At 64.1% G+C, this 18,452-nt stretch carries 18 protein-coding genes; 14 read left to right on the top strand and 4 right to left on the bottom strand.

The window, feature by feature from the left end; all coding sequences use genetic code 11:
- The first annotated feature begins 8 nt into the window (after nucleotides 1-8).
- Nucleotides 9-1,706, top strand: coding sequence for a family 2A encapsulin nanocompartment cargo protein cysteine desulfurase (locus H3H39_RS15165; RefSeq protein ID WP_182154452.1), 1,698 nt, complete (start codon nucleotides 9-11; stop codon nucleotides 1,704-1,706).
- Here the strand turns inward: H3H39_RS15165 and H3H39_RS28515 are convergent.
- A complete protein-coding gene (locus tag H3H39_RS28515) occupies nucleotides 1,664-2,095 on the bottom strand; it encodes an MFS transporter (RefSeq protein WP_375540433.1) in 432 nt (143 codons plus the stop codon). The genes H3H39_RS15165 and H3H39_RS28515 overlap by 43 nt on opposite strands.
- 50 nt (nucleotides 2,096-2,145) lie before the next feature.
- Between H3H39_RS28515 and H3H39_RS15175 the strand changes: the two genes are divergently transcribed.
- The 8 genes from H3H39_RS15175 (at nucleotide 2,146) to H3H39_RS15210 (ending at nucleotide 9,700) form a co-directional block, all read left to right on the top strand.
- A complete protein-coding gene (locus H3H39_RS15175; protein WP_182154232.1) occupies nucleotides 2,146-2,520 on the top strand; it encodes a hypothetical protein in 375 nt (124 codons plus the stop codon).
- Between the two features lie 99 nt (nucleotides 2,521-2,619).
- Complete coding sequence (locus H3H39_RS15180) at nucleotides 2,620-3,909, top strand: HlyC/CorC family transporter (RefSeq protein ID WP_182154233.1); 1,290 nt, start codon at nucleotides 2,620-2,622, stop codon at nucleotides 3,907-3,909.
- Between the two features lie 204 nt (nucleotides 3,910-4,113).
- Nucleotides 4,114-5,847, top strand: a complete 1,734-nt coding sequence (pilB, locus tag H3H39_RS15185; RefSeq protein ID WP_182154234.1) for a type IV-A pilus assembly ATPase PilB — start codon at nucleotides 4,114-4,116, stop codon at nucleotides 5,845-5,847.
- Nucleotides 5,848-5,857: 10 nt separating this feature from the next.
- Entirely contained in the window at nucleotides 5,858-7,075 is a 1,218-nt protein-coding gene (locus H3H39_RS15190; protein ID WP_182154235.1) for a type II secretion system F family protein, read from the top strand.
- Between the two features lie 112 nt (nucleotides 7,076-7,187).
- The gene (locus H3H39_RS15195; RefSeq protein WP_182154236.1) at nucleotides 7,188-8,057 is read left to right on the top strand and encodes a prepilin peptidase; all 870 of its coding nucleotides are present in this window, start codon (nucleotides 7,188-7,190) and stop codon (nucleotides 8,055-8,057) included.
- A 1-nt stretch (nucleotide 8,058) separates the two neighbouring features.
- Entirely contained in the window at nucleotides 8,059-8,700 is a 642-nt protein-coding gene (coaE, locus tag H3H39_RS15200; RefSeq protein ID WP_182154237.1) for a dephospho-CoA kinase, read from the top strand.
- A gap of 64 nt (nucleotides 8,701-8,764) precedes the next feature.
- Entirely contained in the window at nucleotides 8,765-9,520 is a 756-nt protein-coding gene (zapD, locus tag H3H39_RS15205) for a cell division protein ZapD (RefSeq protein ID WP_182154238.1), read from the top strand.
- 9 nt (nucleotides 9,521-9,529) lie between these two features.
- The gene (locus H3H39_RS15210; RefSeq protein WP_182154239.1) at nucleotides 9,530-9,700 is read left to right on the top strand and encodes a DNA gyrase inhibitor YacG; all 171 of its coding nucleotides are present in this window, start codon (nucleotides 9,530-9,532) and stop codon (nucleotides 9,698-9,700) included.
- A gap of 14 nt (nucleotides 9,701-9,714) precedes the next feature.
- Here the strand turns inward: H3H39_RS15210 and H3H39_RS15215 are convergent, their stop codons facing one another.
- The 3 genes from H3H39_RS15215 to argJ are packed head-to-tail and all read right to left on the bottom strand — an operon-like array spanning nucleotide 9,715 to nucleotide 12,244.
- A complete protein-coding gene (locus H3H39_RS15215; protein WP_182154240.1) occupies nucleotides 9,715-10,122 on the bottom strand; it encodes an NUDIX domain-containing protein in 408 nt (135 codons plus the stop codon).
- The gene (locus tag H3H39_RS15220) at nucleotides 10,119-11,003 is read right to left on the bottom strand and encodes an ATP-binding protein (protein ID WP_182154241.1); all 885 of its coding nucleotides are present in this window, start codon (nucleotides 11,001-11,003) and stop codon (nucleotides 10,119-10,121) included. Before H3H39_RS15220 ends, H3H39_RS15215 begins: the two co-directional genes overlap by 4 nt.
- A gap of 2 nt (nucleotides 11,004-11,005) precedes the next feature.
- Nucleotides 11,006-12,244, bottom strand: a complete 1,239-nt coding sequence (gene argJ, locus H3H39_RS15225) for a bifunctional glutamate N-acetyltransferase/amino-acid acetyltransferase ArgJ (RefSeq protein WP_182154242.1) — start codon at nucleotides 12,242-12,244, stop codon at nucleotides 11,006-11,008.
- 426 nt (nucleotides 12,245-12,670) lie between these two features.
- Between argJ and H3H39_RS15230 the strand changes: the two genes are divergently transcribed.
- The 5 genes from H3H39_RS15230 to H3H39_RS15250 all read left to right on the top strand — a co-directional run bounded on the left by H3H39_RS15230 (nucleotide 12,671) and on the right by H3H39_RS15250 (nucleotide 18,344).
- The gene (locus H3H39_RS15230; RefSeq protein WP_182154243.1) at nucleotides 12,671-13,891 is read left to right on the top strand and encodes a porin; all 1,221 of its coding nucleotides are present in this window, start codon (nucleotides 12,671-12,673) and stop codon (nucleotides 13,889-13,891) included.
- Nucleotides 13,892-13,914: 23 nt separating this feature from the next.
- Nucleotides 13,915-14,313, top strand: a complete 399-nt coding sequence (locus tag H3H39_RS15235; RefSeq protein WP_375540434.1) for a type 2 periplasmic-binding domain-containing protein — start codon at nucleotides 13,915-13,917, stop codon at nucleotides 14,311-14,313.
- Nucleotides 14,314-14,619: 306 nt separating this feature from the next.
- A complete protein-coding gene (locus H3H39_RS15240) occupies nucleotides 14,620-15,834 on the top strand; it encodes a porin (protein ID WP_182154245.1) in 1,215 nt (404 codons plus the stop codon).
- Nucleotides 15,835-15,856: 22 nt separating this feature from the next.
- Complete coding sequence (locus tag H3H39_RS15245; protein WP_375540438.1) at nucleotides 15,857-16,255, top strand: type 2 periplasmic-binding domain-containing protein; 399 nt, start codon at nucleotides 15,857-15,859, stop codon at nucleotides 16,253-16,255.
- Between the two features lie 88 nt (nucleotides 16,256-16,343).
- Nucleotides 16,344-18,344 (top strand): ATP-binding protein, encoded by a 2,001-nt coding sequence (locus tag H3H39_RS15250; protein WP_182154247.1) that lies wholly within the window; start codon nucleotides 16,344-16,346, stop codon nucleotides 18,342-18,344.
- Nucleotides 18,345-18,452: the final 108 nt, after the last annotated feature.

Consider the following 18,452-nt stretch of genomic DNA (forward strand, 5'->3'; position numbering starts at 1 on the left):
TGACGCGCATGGCGAACGATTTATTCGCCGCGCGACCGTTTGCCACGCCGGCGGGCGCTCCAGGCGTACAAGCGCCCGCCAATATCGCACCTGCCGGCTCGCCCCTGGCCAGCCCGGCCGGTCTGGGGCCGGGTGTGCCCGGCACGCCGATGCCGCAAGGCCAGGCACCGGGATCCAATCTGATTCCCGCCTCGCCGACGCAAGTTCCCTCGTTAGCCAACCGCATGCCGGCCTTGGCGCCGGCAGCGCTGGCGGGCAACGGTGTGCCCGACAAAATCCATGGCGCCGTGCCAGCCTATGAGCCGCGTGGCGGTGGTGCCTTGCTGGGTATTGCGCCCTTGGGGCTCGCCGGCCAGCGCCAGGCGGATGCTCCAAGCTATTACTTCCTCAACGAATGGCCAGGTACATCGGCCGCGCCGGCCGCATCCAGCCAAACTGCCGGCTGGGACCGCCAACCACCATTCGACGTGCACGCGGTACGGCGCGATTTCCCGATTTTGCAAGAGCGCATCAATGGCCGTCAGCTGGTGTGGCTGGACAACGCGGCGACCACGCATAAACCGCAAACGGTGATTGATCGCATCAGCCACTTCTACGCGCACGAAAACTCCAACATACACCGGGCCGCGCACGCACTGGCGGCGCGCGCCACCGATGCCTATGAAGGCGCGCGGGAGCGTGTCCGGCGCTTCATCAACGCACCGGACGTCAATGAAGTGATCTTTGTGCGCGGCACCACCGAGGCCATCAACCTGGTGGCCAAGAGCTGGGGCGCGCAGCACATCGGCGAGGGAGACGAGATCATCGTTTCCCACCTGGAGCACCACGCCAATATCGTCCCGTGGCAGCAATTGGCCGCCGCCAAGGGCGCGAAGCTGCGCGTGATTCCGGTGGACGACAGCGGCCAGGTACTGCTGGACGAATATCGCAAGCTGCTCAATAGCCGCACCAAGCTGGTGTCGATCACACAAGTATCGAATGCCCTGGGTACGATTACGCCGGTTAAGCAAATCATTGCATTGGCGCGTGGTGTGGGCGCAAAAACGCTGGTGGACGGCGCGCAATCGGTGTCGCACATGCGCATCGACGTGCAAGACCTGGACGCGGATTTCTTCGTGTTCTCCGGCCATAAAGTCTTTGGCCCGACAGGCATCGGGGCGTTGTGGGGCAAGCGCGCGGTGCTGGAACAGATGCCTCCATGGCAGGGTGGCGGTAACATGATCGCCGACGTGACCTTTGAAAAGACCGTCTACCAGGCGATACCGAACAAGTTCGAGGCAGGCACCGGCAACATCGCCGACGCCGTCGGCCTGGGCGCCGCAATCGATTACGTCACCCGCATCGGCATCGACAACATCGCACGCTACGAGCATCAATTGCTGGAGTACGGAACCCATCATCTGAAGCCGATCCCTGGTGTGCGCTTGATCGGCACGGCGTCGGACAAAGCCAGTGTGATGTCGTTTGTGCTGGATGGCTATACCACCGAGGAGGTGGGGAAGGCGCTCAACGAAGAAGGCATCGCAGTGCGAACCGGCCACCATTGCGCGCAACCGATACTGCGGCGCTTCGGTGTCGAGACGACAGTGCGGCCTTCGCTGGCGTTCTACAACACCTACGGGGAAATTGACCGGCTCGTGGCGGTGATCTCCAGGCTAGCCTGTCAGCGCCGCACCACCGCGACGACGGGTTCCACCTTGCCTTGATGCAGACCGGGCGGCGGCCTCAGGCCGCCCGTGGCGCCCGCCCGCGGGCTCGTGATGCCCAGCGACAGGTCGAGGAAGGCGACATAGGTGCCCATGGCCGCGCCCCGGCTTTGCGGCGGGGGGCGCTTGACGGCTTCCACACCAAAGCCAGGAACGGCCAGCGAATAACCGAAGCCCGTCAGCGCCGCCCCCAGGTAGACCAGCGCGGGCGCCCCGGCCTGCCAGATGCACAGCTGGCCACCGACTTCAATCCGCACGCACACCAGCGCCACTTTGGCCAGCGCCCCGGCCCAGGCCCGCGTGAGCAGGGCCGCGACGAACTGGGCGCCGGCCACCACGCCCACCACCAGCGTGTTCAAGCCGAGCTTGCAGTAAAAGAATATGAGCAATTGCTCACATACCGCTAAAAGGCGGCACGCTGCGCGCGCAGATCGACGCCATGGTGCGGGCCCTGCTGGCGGCGCACCTGCTGGAGCCGGACCTGCACAAGATGCTGGAACGGGAATTCCCCTATTTCGACGCACCCCAATCGGACGACGCGGCCGACCTGGGCATCTTCCAGCGGGTGCGCGCGCTGCTGGACCTGTGGCGCGCACAGATCGCGCCGCGCGACCTGGACCTGGCCACCTGGACCATCCTGCACATCATGGAATCGATGGTGCATGCGGCCGTCATCGGCGCGCCGCCGTTTCCGCTGGCCGCCATCGGACAAGCCATCACCGACGCCGTGATGGGTTATCTGACGCTGGGTGCGCCGCCGCCCGGCCAACCGGACCAGGCTGGCAAACTTGCATCGCTACCGCCCTTGCCTTAGAATCCAGAACTCCATGGCCGCGTTCCGGGCCAGCCCGCCCTGGCTCCGCGCCGCTGTATGCCGGCCAGTTTCCCCATGCAAGATTCTTGACGTTGACACTTGGATACCGTGCCGTTCTGGGTGCAATTGCTTGCGCTCGCTCTCCTGATACTGTGTTCGGCCTTTTTCGCGATGGCCGAAACGGCCCTGATGGCGGCCAACCGCCACCGTTTGCGCCACCTGGCCAAACGGGGCAGCCGCGGCGCCAGCACCACGTTGTGGCTGCTGGAACGCACCGACAAGCTGCTGTCGCTGGTGCTGATCGCCAACACCCTGATCAACGCCATGGCCACCGCGCTGGTGACGGCGATCGCCATCGACACCTTCGGCCACGACGACAACGTGATCACCATCTCCACCAGCGTCGTGGCCTTCCTGCTGATCGTGTTCGCGGAAATCTCGCCCAAGGTGATCGGCGCCACCTATCCGGAAAAGATCGCGCTGCCCACCAGCATGGTGCTGAAACCGCTGATGGCGGCGGCCAAGCCGCTGATCTGGTTCGTCAACCTGTTCGTCAGCCTGCTGCTCAAGCCGCTGCGCATCAAGGATGGCGCGCACCAGCACGACGCCCGCCTGTCGCCCGAGGAATTGCGCTCCATCGTGCTGGAAGGGGGCAACTTCATTCCGCAAAAGCACAAGAGCATCCTGCTCAACCTGTTCGACCTGGAAACCATCTCGGTCGAGGACATCATGACGCCCCGCTCCCAGATCGAGGCGCTGGACCTGTCCTTGCCGGTGGAGGAGATCAAGCACGAACTGACCACTTGCTACCACAACAAGCTGCCCGTCTACGAAGGCGAGATCAACCAGATCGTCGGCATCCTGCACGTGCGCAAGGCCGTGGCCCTGCTCAACCAGGAGCAGGAACTGACGGTGGAGCATTTCCGCGCGCTGTTGACGGCGCCCTATTTCATTCCGCAGGACACGCGCGTGTTCACCCAGCTGCAGTACTTCCAGGAGAACCGCGAACGGCTGGGCATCATCGTCGACGAGTACGGCGAAGTGCAGGGCCTGGTCACGCTGGACGACATCATCGAGGAAATGATCGGCGAGTTCACCACCTCCATGCCCGGCGCGGCCCGCGCCGACAGCTTCGACTGGAACGAGCACGGTGAATGCCTGTTGGAAGGGGCCACGGCATTGCGTGACATTAACAAGCGTCTGGGATTAAACTTCCCACTGGACGGTCCGAAAACCCTGAATGGGATGATGCTGGAATTGTTGCAGGAAATTCCGGAAGCCCCCATCAGCGTCAAGATTGGCCACTGCGTGATCGAGGTGGTGCAAGTGCAGCACCAGTCGATCAAAGTGGTGAAATTGATACGTCCTGCCAGCAAGCGCGCCGCCTGAGCAAAATCGCCGCAACCCCGCCGTTGCGGGCGCCCTGCCCCGTATGCGCACCGCCGGCGCAACGATGCGGCACTCATTGTTGCCGCACGGCAACGAATTACTTTACAAACCAGCTTCCTAAGGGCATTATCCGACGGGTAGTTGAGGGCCAGGCCGCCCCTGTCCGCTCCACTTTCCCGACCCCTATCCTTACAGCGCGCTCTTATGGCAGCAGTCCTTCCTAACGCGGCGCCCAGTACCTCCTTGCCGGGGCTGGCGCGCGCCTTGATGCAAGCCGGACGCCTGAGCGCCCAGCAGGCGGAGGCGCTGCAAAAGAAAGCGCTGACCGAGAAGCTGCCCTTCATCGACGCCATCCTGGCCAGCGGCACCATCGACGCGCCCGCGCTGGCCTCGTTTTGCGCGGAAACCTACGGCTATCCGCTGATCGACCTGGGCTGTCTGAACCTGGAGGCGCTGCCGTCCAAGAGCATAGACGGCAAGCTGATGTACACCCAGCGCGTGGTGGCGCTGGCCAAGCGGGGCAACAAGATGTCGGTCGCCATCTCCGACCCCACCAACACCCAGGCCCTGGACCAGATCAAGTTCCAGACCGAGTCGACGGTGGAACCGGTGATCGTGGCCCACGACGCGCTGCTCAAGCTGCTGGCCGCACTCAGCAAGAGCGCCGAGCAAAACCTCAGCGACCTGGCGGGCGAGGAACAGGATATCCAGTTCGCCGAGGACGACAATCCGCCCACCACGGCCGCCGCCGACCAGGCCGCCAGCGAAGTGGAGGACGCGCCCATCGTGCGCTTCCTCAACAAGATGCTGATGGACGCCGTCAACATGGGCGCCTCCGACTTGCACTTCGAGCCGTTCGAGAAGTTTTACCGGATCCGCTTCCGGGTCGATGGCGTGCTGATCGAACATGCCCAGCCGCCCATCTCGATCAAGGAAAAGCTGGTGTCGCGCATCAAGGTGCTGGCCAAGCTCGACATCTCGGAAAAGCGCATCCCGCAGGATGGCCGCATGCGCTTGATCGTGTCGCCCACCAAGACCATCGACCTGCGCATCTCGACCCTGCCCACGCTGTTCGGCGAAAAGACCGTGATGCGTATCCTGGACGCCACCCAGGCCCAGATGGGCATCGACGCGCTCGGCTACGACCCGGACCAGAAGGAACTGCTGCTGGACGCCATCCACCGCCCCTACGGCATGGTACTGGTGACGGGCCCCACCGGTTCCGGCAAGACGGTGTCGCTGTACACCTGTCTGAACGTGATCAACAAGCCCGGCATCAACATCTCCACGGCCGAGGACCCGGCCGAGATCAACCTGCCGGGCGTCAACCAGGTCAACGTCAACGACAAGGCCGGCCTGACCTTCCCCGTGGCCTTGAAGTCGTTCCTGCGGCAGGATCCGGACATCATCATGGTGGGCGAGATCCGCGACCTGGAAACGGCCGACATCGCCATCAAGGCGGCCCAGACCGGCCACATGGTGTTTTCCACGCTGCACACCAACGACGCCCCGTCCACCCTGACCCGCTTGATGAACATGGGAGTGGCGCCATTCAACATCGCCTCGTCCGTGATCCTGATCACGGCCCAGCGCCTGGCGCGCCGGCTGTGCACCTGCAAGCAGCCGGTGGACATTTCGGAAGACTTGCTGGTCAAGGCCGGCTTCCGGCCCGAGGAACTGGACGGCAGCTGGAAGCCGTACGGCCCCGTCGGCTGCGAACGCTGCAATGGCGGCGGCTACAAGGGCCGGGTCGGCATTTACCAGATCATGCCCATCACGCCGGCCATCGAAGCGCTGATCCTGGCCAGCGGCAACGCGATGCAGATCGCGGCCCAGTCCGAGGCAGAGGGCGTGAAGTCGCTGCGCCAGTCCGGCCTGGTCAAGGTCAAGAACGGCCTGACCAGCCTGGAAGAAGTACTCGGCTGCACCAACGAATAGGAAAGCGACCATGGCCACATCGAGCGGCACCCCGATCAAGGAATCCATCTTTTCCTGGGAAGGCAAGGACAAGACCGGCAAGACGGTGCGCGGCGAACTGCGCGCCGGCGGCGAGGCCGTCGTCAACGTCACGCTGCGCCGCCAGGGCATCATGGTCACCAAGATCAAGAAGAAAGTCTACCGCAGCGGCAAGAAGGTGACGGACAAGGATATCTCCCTATTCACGCGCCAGCTGGCCACCATGATGAAGGCGGGCGTACCGCTGCTGCAATCGTTCGACATCGTCGGCAAGGGCCACGCCAACCCATCCGTGTCCAAGCTGGTGCTGGACTTGCGGGCCGATATCGAGACCGGGACCAGCCTGAACCAGGCGTTCCGCAAGTTCCCCCTGTATTTCGACCCGCTGTTCTGCAACCTGGTGGGCGCCGGCGAACAGGCCGGTATCCTGGAGGACTTGCTGACCCGGCTCGCGATCTACAAGGAAAAGACGCTGGCCATGAAGGCCAAGATCAAGTCGGCCCTGATGTACCCGGTGTCGATCCTGGCCGTGGCCTTCATCGTCACGGCCGTGATCATGATCTGGGTGGTGCCGGCGTTCAAGGAAGTGTTCAAGAGCTTCGGCGCCGACCTGCCCGCGCCCACGCTGGCCGTGATGGCGATTTCGGAATTTTTCGTCAAGTGGTGGTATGTGATCTTCGGCGGCCTGTTCGGCGGCATCTATTTCTTCTTCCGGGCCTGGCAGCGTTCGGCCAAGGTGCAGCGCTTCATGGACGTGGCCCTGCTCAAGGCGCCCGTGTTCGGCGACGTGATCCGCAAGGCCACCATCGCGCGCTGGACGCGCACCCTGGCGACCATGTTCGCGGCCGGCGTGCCGCTGGTCGAATCGCTCGATTCCGTGGGCGGCGCGGCCGGCAACGCCGTCTACCTGGACGCCACGCGCCGCATCCAGAGCGAGGTCAGCACGGGTGTCAGCCTGACGGTGGCCATGCAGAACGCCGACGTGTTCCCCAACATGGTGACGCAGATGGTGGCCATCGGCGAGGAATCCGGTTCGCTGGACGCCATGCTGGGCAAAGTGGCCGACTTCTACGAGGAGGAAGTGGATGACGCCGTCGCTTCGCTGTCGAGCCTGATGGAACCGATGATCATGGTGATCCTGGGCGTGCTGATCGGCGGCCTGGTGATCGCCATGTACCTGCCCATCTTCAAGCTCGGCTCCGTCGTTTGACGGCGCCACGATGGCGGGAAGGGGCCGCGTGCCGGCCCCGTCCCCCATCGCGTGCCGGAATGCTTTACACTCGACCCGTGACAATAACGACGCCCCCAGGGCGCAACACGCCATGCCCCAAGCTACCCTGTTCTTCGCCCCGCCCGCCAACCTCTTCATCAGCCTGATCGCCGGCCTGTTCGGCCTCATGTTCGGCAGTTTCCTCAACGTCGTGATCCACCGCCTGCCGAAAATGATGCAGCGCGAATCGGACAACTACGTGGCCACGGAAAGCGGCAAGGAGCCGCCCCACACGGACCGCTACAACCTGGTCGTGCCCCGTTCCGCCTGCCCCCACTGCGGACACCAGATCACGGCGCTGGAAAACATCCCGGTGCTGAGCTACCTGGTCCAGGGCGGCAAGTGCCGTGCCTGCAAGGCGCCGATCTCGGCCCGCTACCCGGCCGTGGAGTTGCTGACGGGCGTGCTGTCGGCCGTGATGGTGTGGCACTTCGGCAGCGGCTGGGCCGGGCTGGCCGCCATCTTCTTCGTGTGCGCGCTGGTGGCCATGACCTTCATCGACTTCGACACCCAGATGCTGCCGGACGACCTCACCTTCCCGCTGCTGTGGGCCGGCCTGCTGCTCAACGTCAACGCCACCTTCGTGCCGCTGCAGGACGCCGTGATCGGCGCGGCGGCCGGCTACCTGGCGCTGTGGTCGATCTACTGGCTGTTCAAGCTGGCCACCGGCAAGGAAGGCATGGGCTACGGCGACTTCAAGCTGCTGGCCGCGCTGGGCGCCTGGATGGGCTGGAGCATGCTGCCGGCCATCATCCTGTTGTCGTCCGTGGTGGGCGCCGTGGTCGGCATCTGCCTGATCGTGTTCGCCCGCCATGGCCGCCACAACCCGATTCCGTTCGGCCCCTACCTGGCGGCCGCCGGCCTGATCGCCCTGCTGTACGACAAACAACTGTCGGGCTTCACGTCCGGCCTGCTGGGCTGACATGGGCGCAGCGCCACGTTTCACGGTGGGCCTGACGGGCGGCATCGGCAGCGGCAAGAGCACGGTGGCGGACTTGTTCGCCGCGCGCGGCGTGAGCGTGGTCGACACCGACCAGATCGCCCATCGCCTGACGGCGCCCGGCGGTGCCGCCATGGCCGACATCGTGGCCCAGTTCGGCCCCGAGTACGCGGACGCGGCCGGCGCGCTGGACCGGGCCCGCATGCGCCAGCTGGTGTTCGCCGACGCCGGCGCCAAGGCTCGGCTGGAAGCCATCCTGCACCCGCGCATACGGGCCGAGACGGAGGCGGCCACGGCCGCCGCCAGCGGCTGTTATGTGATGCTGGCCATCCCGCTGCTGGTGGAGTCGGGCACATGGCGTGCGCGGGTGTCGCGGGTGCTTGCGGTAGACTGCCCGGAAACGGTCCAGATCGCCCGCGTAATGGCGCGCAACAAGTTGCCAGAAGCGCAAGTCCGGGCCATCATGGCGGCCCAGGCCACGCGCCAGGCCCGGCTCGACGCGGCCGACGACGTGATCGTCAACGACGCCGGCCTGGCCGCCCTGACGCCCCAAATCGACCGTCTGCACCAGTTATATCTGACTTTTTCGAACGGAACCGCGACAAACGGTTCCCAACGTTTGTAATTTTGCTTCGCTTGCTTCAAAATCACGGGATTACCAGCGGGTCCACACATAGAGGGATGTTATTTTGATCGTCTACGAATATCCTTTCAACGAACGCATACGTACCCTGTTGCGGTTGGAGGACCTGTACGAGAAATTCAAGTTCTTTGTGCACCAAGAACATCCGATGCAGCACCATGTCGCGCTGGCCACCATTTTCGACATGCTGGAAGTGGCGGGACGGGCCGACTTGAAGTCGGATCTGCTGCAAGAGCTGGAACGCCAGCGCCAGAGCCTGCTGGGCTACCGCATGAATCCCAACGTCCAGGCCGAAACGCTGGACGCCATCCTGGGCGAGCTGGACACCGTCAGCAGCGCGCTGGTGGCGGCCCAGGGCAAGACCGGGCAGAACGTGCGCGACAATGAATGGCTGATGTCGATCCGCGGCCGTACCATCATCCCCGGCGGCGCCTGCGAATTCGACCTGCCGTCCTACTACGCCTGGCAGCAGCGCAGCGCCGAACAGCGCTTCAACGACATCGCCAACTGGTTCGCGCCGCTGGCGCCCCTGTTCGACGCGCTGGCCCTGGTGCTGCGTTTGCTGCGCGACTCCGGTGGTCCGGTCAAGATGATCGCCGCCGCCGGCAGCTACCAGCAGATGTTGCAAGGTAAGGTGTACCAGATGCTGCGCCTGACGCTGGACGAATCGCTGGGCGCCATCCCTGAAATTTCAGCCAACAAATACATGCTGTGGGTGCGCTTCACCACCCAGGGCGGCGACTTGAAACCGAAGCCGCTGGAAGACGACGTCCCCTTCGAGCTCACGCTCTGTAACTTTTAATTGAATGCCATGACTGTAGTAGATTGCCCCACCTGCGGCGCCAAAGTGGAATGGAAGCCGGAGAACAAATTCCGCCCGTTCTGCTCGGAACGCTGCAAGAAAATCGACCTGGGCGCCTGGGCCGAGGAAAAATACACCATCCCTGCCGCGCCCCCCGTCGATCCGCTCGACCAAGAGTAAGGTCGCTCCAAAGCTCAGGTGTAGCGTACCTGCTCCAGCCACTCCAGCAATGGGATGGTGGCCGGCAGCAGCGGCTCCACGCCCACCGCGCCCTGCCAGGCGAACGCCTGCCCTTCCAGGCTTTGCGGCTCGCCTTCCCAGTCGCGGCTGATGAAGAAATGCAGCCGCACGTGGGCATGCGGATACACATGCTCGATGCCGCACCATTCGTCGGCGCTGCGGATGGTCAGCCCCAGTTCCTCGACGAATTCACGCTGGAGCGCTTCGAACACCGTCTCGCCCGGATCGACTTTACCGCCGGGAAATTCCCAGTAACCGTCGTAAGGCTTGTCGGCCGGACGCTGGCCCAGCAGCACATCGCCGTTGGGCCGGACCAGGATGCCGACGGCCACGTCGATCGGACGCGCTGGCGCGCCGCTCATGCCGCGCCGTCCTGCGGCAGCTTGCCCGCGTAATCCTTGGCGAACTGCCACGCCACCCGGCCCGAACGGGAACCGCGCTGCAAGGCCCAGCGCAAGGCGTCGGCGCGGGCGGCCGCGATCTGGGCCGCGTCGCAGCCGAACGAGGTCAGCCAGTGGGCCACGATGTCCAGGTAATCGTCCTGCTTGAACGGGTAGAACGACAGCCACAGGCCGAAGCGCTCGGACAGCGAAATCTTTTCCTCCACCGTCTCGCCCGGATGCAGATCGCCATCCTCGTCATGCTGGTAGCTGGCGTTGTCGGACATGCGCTCGGGCATCAGGTGACGGCGGTTGGAGGTGGCGTAGATCAGCACGTTGTCCGATTGCGCGGCCACGCTGCCGTCCAGCGCCACCTTGAGCGCCTTGTAGCCGCTCTCGCCTTCCTCGAACGACAAGTCGTCGCAGAAGATGATGAAGCGCTCAGGCCGGCCCGCCACCAGATCGACGATGTCGGGCAGTTCAGCCAGGTCGGCCTTGTCCACTTCGATCAAACGCAGGCCATCGGCCGCGAACTGGTTCAAACAAGCCTTGATCAGCGACGACTTGCCGGTGCCGCGCGCGCCCGTCAGCAGCACGTTGTTGGCCGGACGGCCAGCCACGAACTGGCGGGTATTCTGTTCGATCTGGGCCTTTTGCGGGCCGATGTTGTGCAGGTCGGACAGCGCGATGGTCGAAGCGTGCGCCACCGCCTGCAGATAGCTGGCGCCGCTGTGGTGGCGGCGCCAGCGGTAGGCATAGCCCAGCCGCCAGTCCGGCGCGCGCGGCGTTTGCGGCAGGATGGCCTCGACCCGCTGCAGCAGCGCCTCGGCCCGCACCAGGAACTGTTCGAGTGGCGTGCTCATGATCAGGAACGGTAGTCGGCGTTGATGGTCACGTAGTCGTGCGACAGGTCGCAGGTGTAGACGGTGGCGGCGGCCGCGCCGCGCGCCAGCTTGACGCGCACCGTGATCTCGCTTTGCGACATCACACGCTGGCCATCCTCTTCCTTGTAGTCGGGATTGCGGCCGCCATCCTTGGCCACCCACACGTCATCCAGGTACAGATTGAGCTTGCTCACGTCGAGGTCGTCCACGCCGGCGTAGCCGATGGCGGCCAGGATGCGGCCCAGGTTAGGGTCGGAAGCGAAGAAGGCGGTCTTGACCAGCGGCGAGTGGCCGATCGAATAAGCGATCTTGCGGCATTCGGCCACGTCCTTGCCGCCTTCCACGGTGACGGTGATGAACTTGGTGGCGCCTTCGCCGTCGCGCACGATGGCTTGCGCCAGGAACAGCGCCAGTTCCGTCACGGCCGCCGCCAGCGTCACATATTCAGGGCTGTCGACCGCGTTCACTTCCAGCGTGCCGGCGCCGGTGGCGATCAGCATGAAGGAATCGTTGGTGGAGGTGTCGCCGTCGATGGTGATGCAATTGAAGCTGACGTCGGCCACCTGCTTGACCAGCACGTCCAGCACCGGCTGGGCCACCTTGGCGTCGAACGCCAGGAAGCCCAGCATGGTGGCCATATTCGGCTTGATCATGCCGGCGCCCTTGCTGATGCCCGTCAGCGTGACATGATGGCCAGCCACGTTGACGCTGCGCGAAGCGGCCTTGGGCTGGGTGTCGGTGGTCATGATGGCTTCGGCCGCGTTGTACCAGTTGTCCGCCGTCAGGCTGGCCACGGCTTGCGGCAGGCCGGCCACGATCTTGTCGACCGGCAGTTGTTCCAGAATCACGCCGGTGGAGAACGGCAGGATCTGCTGCGCCTCGCAACCGAGCAGGCCGGCCAGGGCCGCGCAGCTGGCGTTGGCGGCGGCCAGGCCAGCCTCGCCGGTGCCGGCGTTGGCGTTGCCGGTATTGACCATCAGCGCGCGGATAGCCTTGCCGCCGGCTTGCACGGCCGCCAGGTGGGCCTTGGCCACCTGGACCGGCGCGGCGCAGAAACGGTTCAGCGTGAACACCCCGGCCACCGTGGCGCCCGGCGCCACCTGCAATACCAGCACGTCCTTGCGGTTGGGCTTTTTGATGCCGGCTTCGGCGTAACCGATGTCGACACCCGCGACGGGCTTGAGGTCAGCGGCGGTGGGCTTGGGGGAGTTGACGGCCATAGTATGTTCTCGTGCTAGGGATGGAGGGAAAAAGGTAGCCGCTATTGTAATCCCTGGCGTGCCAGTTCGTCTGCGCGGCGCTGGCGCCGCTAGCAATGCGGCCGCCCCGACATTAACCAGTAGTTACAAATCTATTCTAGCCGCGCCTGGTTGCGCCGTGGGTCGCCTTAAATATCAAAAAAACATTCAATATCAATAACTTATCGATACCGACAGGCCAATGCCGGCGTTTTTTGGTCGATAAACCACATTAATAATAGAACACTCATTCTATTTCCCATTTGAACAACAGATGCCGTACGGAAATTAGTCTAAGGTGTCGGCTGCGTACGCTACAAGCGTGCCGCGACCGACAGGCGGGCTGCGCCATACGACAGAGCGCCGACAAGAACTAGAACGAATAAAGAACTCAACGGAATCCATAGAATGAAAAAACAACTGTTAGTAGCAAGCATCCTGGCCGCCTTCGGTGTGTTGCAAGCGCAAGCGGGCACCATGGACGACGGCAATCTGAGCATCAGCGGCTTCGGCACGCTGGGCGTCGCCAAGAGCAACACGGACCAGGCCCAGTTCGCCCGGTACAACCAGGCTGAAGGCGTGTCCGACAAGGCCCGCATCGGCCTGGACAGCAACCTCGGCCTGCAGGCGACGTACAAATTCAACGAGCAGCTGTCGGGCACGGCGCAAGTGCTGACCCGCAAGAACACCAGCACCAGCTTCACCACCGACCTGACCTGGGCCTTCCTGAAGTACAAGATCAACGATGAGCTGAACGTGCGCGTGGGCCGCGTGGTGGTGCCCACCTTCCTGATCTCCGACTATCAGAACGTGGGCTATGCCAACACGATGATGCGTCCGCCGATCGAACTGTACGGCCAGAACCCGATCGAGAACGTGGACGGCGCCGACGTCAATTACCAGCACGCGTTCGGCGACATCAACTTCAGCACCCAGGCCTTCATCGGTACCAGCCGCGGCAAGCTGTTCATTCCGACCGGCGCCGGTTCCGTGGCCACCTACCGCGCTCCGGCCGGCGGCATCAGCGTCTCGGCTGAATACGGTCCGTTCCTGGTCCGCCTGGCCCATGCGCGCGCCAAGCTCACCACCAACGACCTGACCCCGATCAACAACCTGACCAACCTGCTGGCCAAGAGCGGCTTCCCGACCCTGGCCCACGACCTGAGCCTGACCCCGGGCAAAAAGATCGCCTTCACGTCGATCGGTGTGACGATGGACTGGAACAACATCCTGCTGCAATCGGAGTACGCCCAGCGCCGCGACAAAGAGCCCGCGTACGTGCCTGACACCAACGCCTGGTACGCGCTGGCTGGCTACCGCGTCGGCAAGGTGCTGCCGTACTACGCCCACGCGGCCGTCACCGGCGCCGGCACCTCCGTCACCGTGCCCGCCACGCTGCCAGCGGCCCACCCGCTGGGCGCGGCCGTGCGCGGCCTGCTGCCCAGCACCGAGCAAAGCTCGGACCTGATCGGCGTGCGCTGGGACTTCGCCAAGAACGTGGCGCTGAAGGTCCAGGTCGACCGCGTCAAACCCAAGGTCAAGTCCGGTTCGCTGATCTTCGTCCAGCCGGCCGCCGGCATCACCAACAGCGTGACCGTGGTTGCGGCAGCGCTTGACTTCGTATTCTGATCGGGAGCCCCTCCATGAAATCCATGATGACTTCTTTGCTGCTGGCCGCCCTGGCTGCGGCGGCGCTGCCGGCATCGGCTGAAACCGTAGTGATCGTCAGCCAGAAAAACCCGGCTACCCGCATGTTCTCGGAACAGGCGGCCCAGTTCTTCCTCGGCAAATCGACCATGTTCACCCCCATCGACCAGGCCGAAGGCTCGGCCATCCGCACCGAGTTCTACCACAAGATAGCCGACAAGGACGCGGCCCAGGTCAAAGCCATCTGGTCCAAGCTGGAATTTACCGGCAAGGGCACGCCACCCAAGGAATACCACTCCGACGCGGACGTGCGCAAGGCCGTGGCGGCCGATCCCAAGGCCATCGGCTACATCAGCAAGGCCGCAGTAGATGACAGCGTGAAAGTGATCCTGACGCTGCCATAAGCGTGCACGTGATGCCGGCGCTGCCATAAGCACCGTCCGGCTTGCCACACAACGCCCGGCCACGTGCTGGGCGTTGTCATATCTGGCGCACGCTGAGCGGATATTGTCCTGGACGTCGGTGAAAAAACCACAGTTTTCACCCCGGCAACGCAATTCCGCACGATGTAGTTTTATGCTCCAGGGAAATTCGTCTAAGGTTACATCTAAGCACGCAAGGCGGCGGCAGCGATCCTGAGCCAGCCCTGGGTGCAAGCACCAAAATAAAAATAGCTATTTCTCGACGTAAGAGACAACAAGAGGGGACTTATGAAAAAACTCGTACTGGCAAGTGCATTATTCGCGGCATTCGGCGGCGCCCACGCGGGCGCCATGGATGACGGCAATCTCACCATCGGTGGCTTCGGCACGCTGGGCGTGGCCAAGACCGACACCGACAAGGTCCAGTTCATCCGCTACAACCAGGCCGAAGGCGTGGGCGAGAAAGCCCGCATCGGCTTGGACAGCAACCTGGGCCTGCAAGCGAGCTACAAGGTCAACGACGAACTGTCGGGCACGGTGCAAGTGCTGACCCGCAAGAACACCAGCCCCACCTTCACCACGGACCTGACCTGGGCCTTCGTGAAATACAAGATCAACGATGAACTGAACGTGCGCGTGGGCCGGGTCGTGATCCCCACCTTCGTGATTTCGGACTACCAGAACGTGGGCTACGCCAACACCATGATGCGTCCGCCGATCGAGATGTACGCGCAAGATCCGATCGAAAGCGCCGACGGCGCCGACTTCAATTACCAGCATGCGTTTGGCGACACCAACTTCACGGCCCAGGGTATCGCCGGCGTCAGCCGCGGCAAGCTGGTGCTGACCGGCGGCACGACGGTGGCCACCTACCGCGCGCCCGTGCTGGGCCTGAGCGTGGCCGTCGAACACGGCCCCGTGACGTTGCGCGCGGCCCACGTGCAGGCCAAGCTGAGCAGTAATGACGCGGTTCCACTCAATCAGCTGCAAGGCGTGCTGACCAAGGTCGGCTTCCCCACCCTGGCCAATGACCTCGGCTTCAACAACAGCAAGAAGGTGACGTTCACGGCCGTGGGCGCGCTGCTGGACTGGAACAACATCGTGGGCCAGATGGAATACGGTCAACGCCGCGCCAAGGATCCGGTCTATATCCCCGACACCAATTCCTGGTATGCGATGGCCGGCTACCGCATCGGCAAAGTACTGCCGTACTATGCCCACGCGGCCGTCACCCAGCATGGCCAATCCGTCACGCTGCCGGCCGGCTTCCCGCCAGCCGGTCCCCTGTCCACCGCCGTCAACGGCGTGCTGACGGCGGCCGAGCAAAGCACCGACCTGATCGGCGTGCGCTGGGATTTCGCCAAGAACGTGGACTTGAAGGTCCAGATCGACCGCGTCAAACCCAAGACGCCTGGCAAGGCCGGCTTGATGATCAACGGTCCCGCGACGGGCTTCACGGACACGGTCACCGTGGTGGCCGCCTCGCTCGACTTTGTATTCTGAACGGGAGGATGACATGAAACTGATGCTCCAGGCCTCCCTGCTGTGCGCCCTGTCCGCCACCGCCCTGTCGGCCAGTGCCGAAACGGTGGTCATCGTCAACAAGGCCAATCCAGCCACCCGCATGTTCTCGGAACAGGCGTCCCAATTCTTCCTGGGCAAATCGGCCATGTTCACGCCGATCGACCAGGCCGAAGGCTCGCCCATCCGTGCCGACTTCTACCACAAGGCGGCCGACAAGGACCCGGCCCAGGTGAAGGCGATCTGGTCCAAGCTGGTGTTTACCGGCAAAGGCACGCCACCGAAGGAATACTCCTCCAACGCTGAAGTCAAGAAAGCCGTTGCTGCCGATCCCAAGGCGATCGGTTATATTGACAAGTCGGCAGTGGATGATACCGTCAAGGTCATCCTGACCCTGCCGTAAAGGCTGGCGTGTGCTGCGCCCGCGCCCCGATCCTGGGGCGCGGGCGCTGTCTCGTCCGGCGTCGATAGGCTGGTATGGGAGGCATGTCTTGAGTTTATCGCTGCGCGCGAAATTTCTGCTGCTCAGTGCCGTGGTACAGGCACTGGTGGTTGGTCTGCTGATCTGGAACAGCCTGCGGCTGATGGACAGCGCCGTCAGCAGGAATGCGGAACGGGTGGCCCATGAATACGCAGTTACCCTCAACCTGACCCTCGGTCCCTACGCCACCCGCGGCAAGCTGGCCGAGCTGAGCAATTACCTGGCCGAAATGCTGGCCGATCCCAACGACAGCTACCTGCGCTACATCGTCATCCTCGACGCCGAGCGCCACCCCATCATCGAAGTGGGCACGCGCGCGCCCACGCTGCCATTCGCGCTGGCCGCCAACAGCGGGCCGGGCCAGGTGGTGCGCACCTATGACGACGGCCACACCCTGCACGCGCGCACGCCGCTGCTGTTACGGGACAACAAGGTCGGCTCGCTCAACTTCGGCCTGTCCACGCGCGACCTGCAACAGGCGCGCGATGAAGTGATGTGGCAAGGCGGCGTGATCTCGCTGGGCGGGCTGGTGCTGGGCGTGGCCCTGTTCTACCTGTTCACCCACGGCATCGGCAAGCGGCTGCAGGCGTTGACGGGCCAGACCCGCCAACTGGCCCCCGGCCTGGATCCGGACGCGCCGCAAGCGCCGCACCGCGCGGGCGACGAGATCGACCAGTTCTCACGCTCGCTGAACGCAATGAGCGCCGCGCTGCGCCAGCGGGTGGCCCAGCTGGAGCAGTCGCAACAGCGGCTGTCGGAATCGGAAGCCCGTTTCAAGACCTTGTTCGACATGGCGCCGCTGCCGCTGAGCGTGACAGACTTCGATGGCCACATCATCGCCGCCAACCAGGCGCTGACGCGTACCTTCGGCCACCCGGTGGGCGAATTGATCGGCCGGCGTTCGGACCAGCTGTCGTTCTGGGCCAGCATGCGCGAGCGCGACCGCCTGTGGGACATTTTCCTGCGCGACGGCGCCGTGCAAGGCGACGTGGCCGGCGTGCTGCTGCCCGACGGCAGCGTGGGCAGCGTGGCCATCTGGTCCTCGACGCTGGTGCTGGATGGGCGCCAGGCCATCATCTGGGCCTTGCTGGACTTGAGCGAGGAACTGAACGCCAAGCGCGAGCTGAAGGACTTGAATGTGTCGCTGGAAAGCCGGGTCAGCGAGCGCTCGGCCGCGCTGGAGCGGGCCAACGCCGACCTGAGCGCCGCGCTCGACACCCTGCGGCAAACCCAGCACGAACTGCTGGCGGCCGAAAAGATGGCCTCGCTCGGTTCGCTGGTGGCCGGCATCGCGCACGAGCTCAATACGCCGATCGGCAACAGCCTGCTGGCCTCCACCACGCTGGGCGACCGGGTGCACAGCTTCGACACGCTGGTGGCCAGCGGCAACCTGCGCCGCTCCGAACTGCAGCAATACCTGGGCGAAGTGCGCCTGGCCAGCGAACTGATCTCCGGCTCGCTGCGCAAGGCGGCCGACCTGATCTCCTCATTCAAGCAGATCGCCGTCGACCAGACCAACGACCAGCGGCGCGAATTCGACCTGGCCACGGCCGTGCACGACACGGTGGCCACCTACATGCCGCGCTTGCGGCGCGCCAACTGCGCGATGCGGGTGGAAGTACCCGACGGCATCAAGCTCGATTCCTATCCGGGCGGCTTGTACCAGATCCTCAACAACCTGCTCAACAACGCGCTGGCCCACGCGTTCGAGCACCGCGCCAGCGGCAACATCACGATCGAGGCCGGCGCGGCCGAGGACGACATGGTGGACCTGGTGTTCAGCGACGACGGCGCCGGCATGTCGGACGACGTGCTGCGCCACGTGTTCGACCCCTTCTTCACCACCAAGATGGGCCAGGGTGGCACCGGACTGGGCATGAACATCGTCTACAACATCGTCACCGGCGTGCTGGGCGGACGCATCGCCATCGACTCCGCGCCCGGCGCCGGCACCACCATCCACATCACCATCCCCCGCGTGGCGCCCCAGCGCGACGCGGCGCGCAACTAACAGCAGAACAATCGGGGACGTAACACAATTCCGAAAATTCGGGACGTAACACAATTTCGAAAAAAAACGGAAGCGCACGCGCTTCCGTTTTTCATTCCAGCCTGAAGT

Origin of the sequence: Rugamonas apoptosis (assembly GCF_014042355.1) — a bacterium.
Taxonomy (GTDB): domain Bacteria; phylum Pseudomonadota; class Gammaproteobacteria; order Burkholderiales; family Burkholderiaceae_D; genus Rugamonas; species Rugamonas apoptosis.

Excerpts from the sequence above, each read along its gene's own strand:
- H3H39_RS15165 (WP_182154452.1), top strand. The coding sequence starts at position 9 with ATGGCGAACGATTTATTCGCCGCGCGACCGTTTGCCACGCCGGCGGGC.
- H3H39_RS15175 (WP_182154232.1), top strand. The coding sequence starts at position 2,146 with ATGGTGCGGGCCCTGCTGGCGGCGCACCTGCTGGAGCCGGACCTGCAC.
- pilB (WP_182154234.1), top strand. The coding sequence starts at position 4,114 with ATGGCAGCAGTCCTTCCTAACGCGGCGCCCAGTACCTCCTTGCCGGGG.
- H3H39_RS15190 (WP_182154235.1), top strand. The coding sequence starts at position 5,858 with ATGGCCACATCGAGCGGCACCCCGATCAAGGAATCCATCTTTTCCTGG.
- H3H39_RS15195 (WP_182154236.1), top strand. The coding sequence starts at position 7,188 with ATGCCCCAAGCTACCCTGTTCTTCGCCCCGCCCGCCAACCTCTTCATC.
- coaE (WP_182154237.1), top strand. The coding sequence starts at position 8,059 with ATGGGCGCAGCGCCACGTTTCACGGTGGGCCTGACGGGCGGCATCGGC.
- H3H39_RS15210 (WP_182154239.1), top strand. The coding sequence starts at position 9,530 with ATGACTGTAGTAGATTGCCCCACCTGCGGCGCCAAAGTGGAATGGAAG.
- H3H39_RS15215 (WP_182154240.1), bottom strand. The coding sequence starts at position 10,122 with ATGAGCGGCGCGCCAGCGCGTCCGATCGACGTGGCCGTCGGCATCCTG.
- H3H39_RS15220 (WP_182154241.1), bottom strand. The coding sequence starts at position 11,003 with ATGAGCACGCCACTCGAACAGTTCCTGGTGCGGGCCGAGGCGCTGCTG.
- argJ (WP_182154242.1), bottom strand. The coding sequence starts at position 12,244 with ATGGCCGTCAACTCCCCCAAGCCCACCGCCGCTGACCTCAAGCCCGTC.
- H3H39_RS15230 (WP_182154243.1), top strand. The coding sequence starts at position 12,671 with ATGAAAAAACAACTGTTAGTAGCAAGCATCCTGGCCGCCTTCGGTGTG.
- H3H39_RS15235 (WP_375540434.1), top strand. The coding sequence starts at position 13,915 with ATGATGACTTCTTTGCTGCTGGCCGCCCTGGCTGCGGCGGCGCTGCCG.
- H3H39_RS15240 (WP_182154245.1), top strand. The coding sequence starts at position 14,620 with ATGAAAAAACTCGTACTGGCAAGTGCATTATTCGCGGCATTCGGCGGC.
- H3H39_RS15245 (WP_375540438.1), top strand. The coding sequence starts at position 15,857 with ATGCTCCAGGCCTCCCTGCTGTGCGCCCTGTCCGCCACCGCCCTGTCG.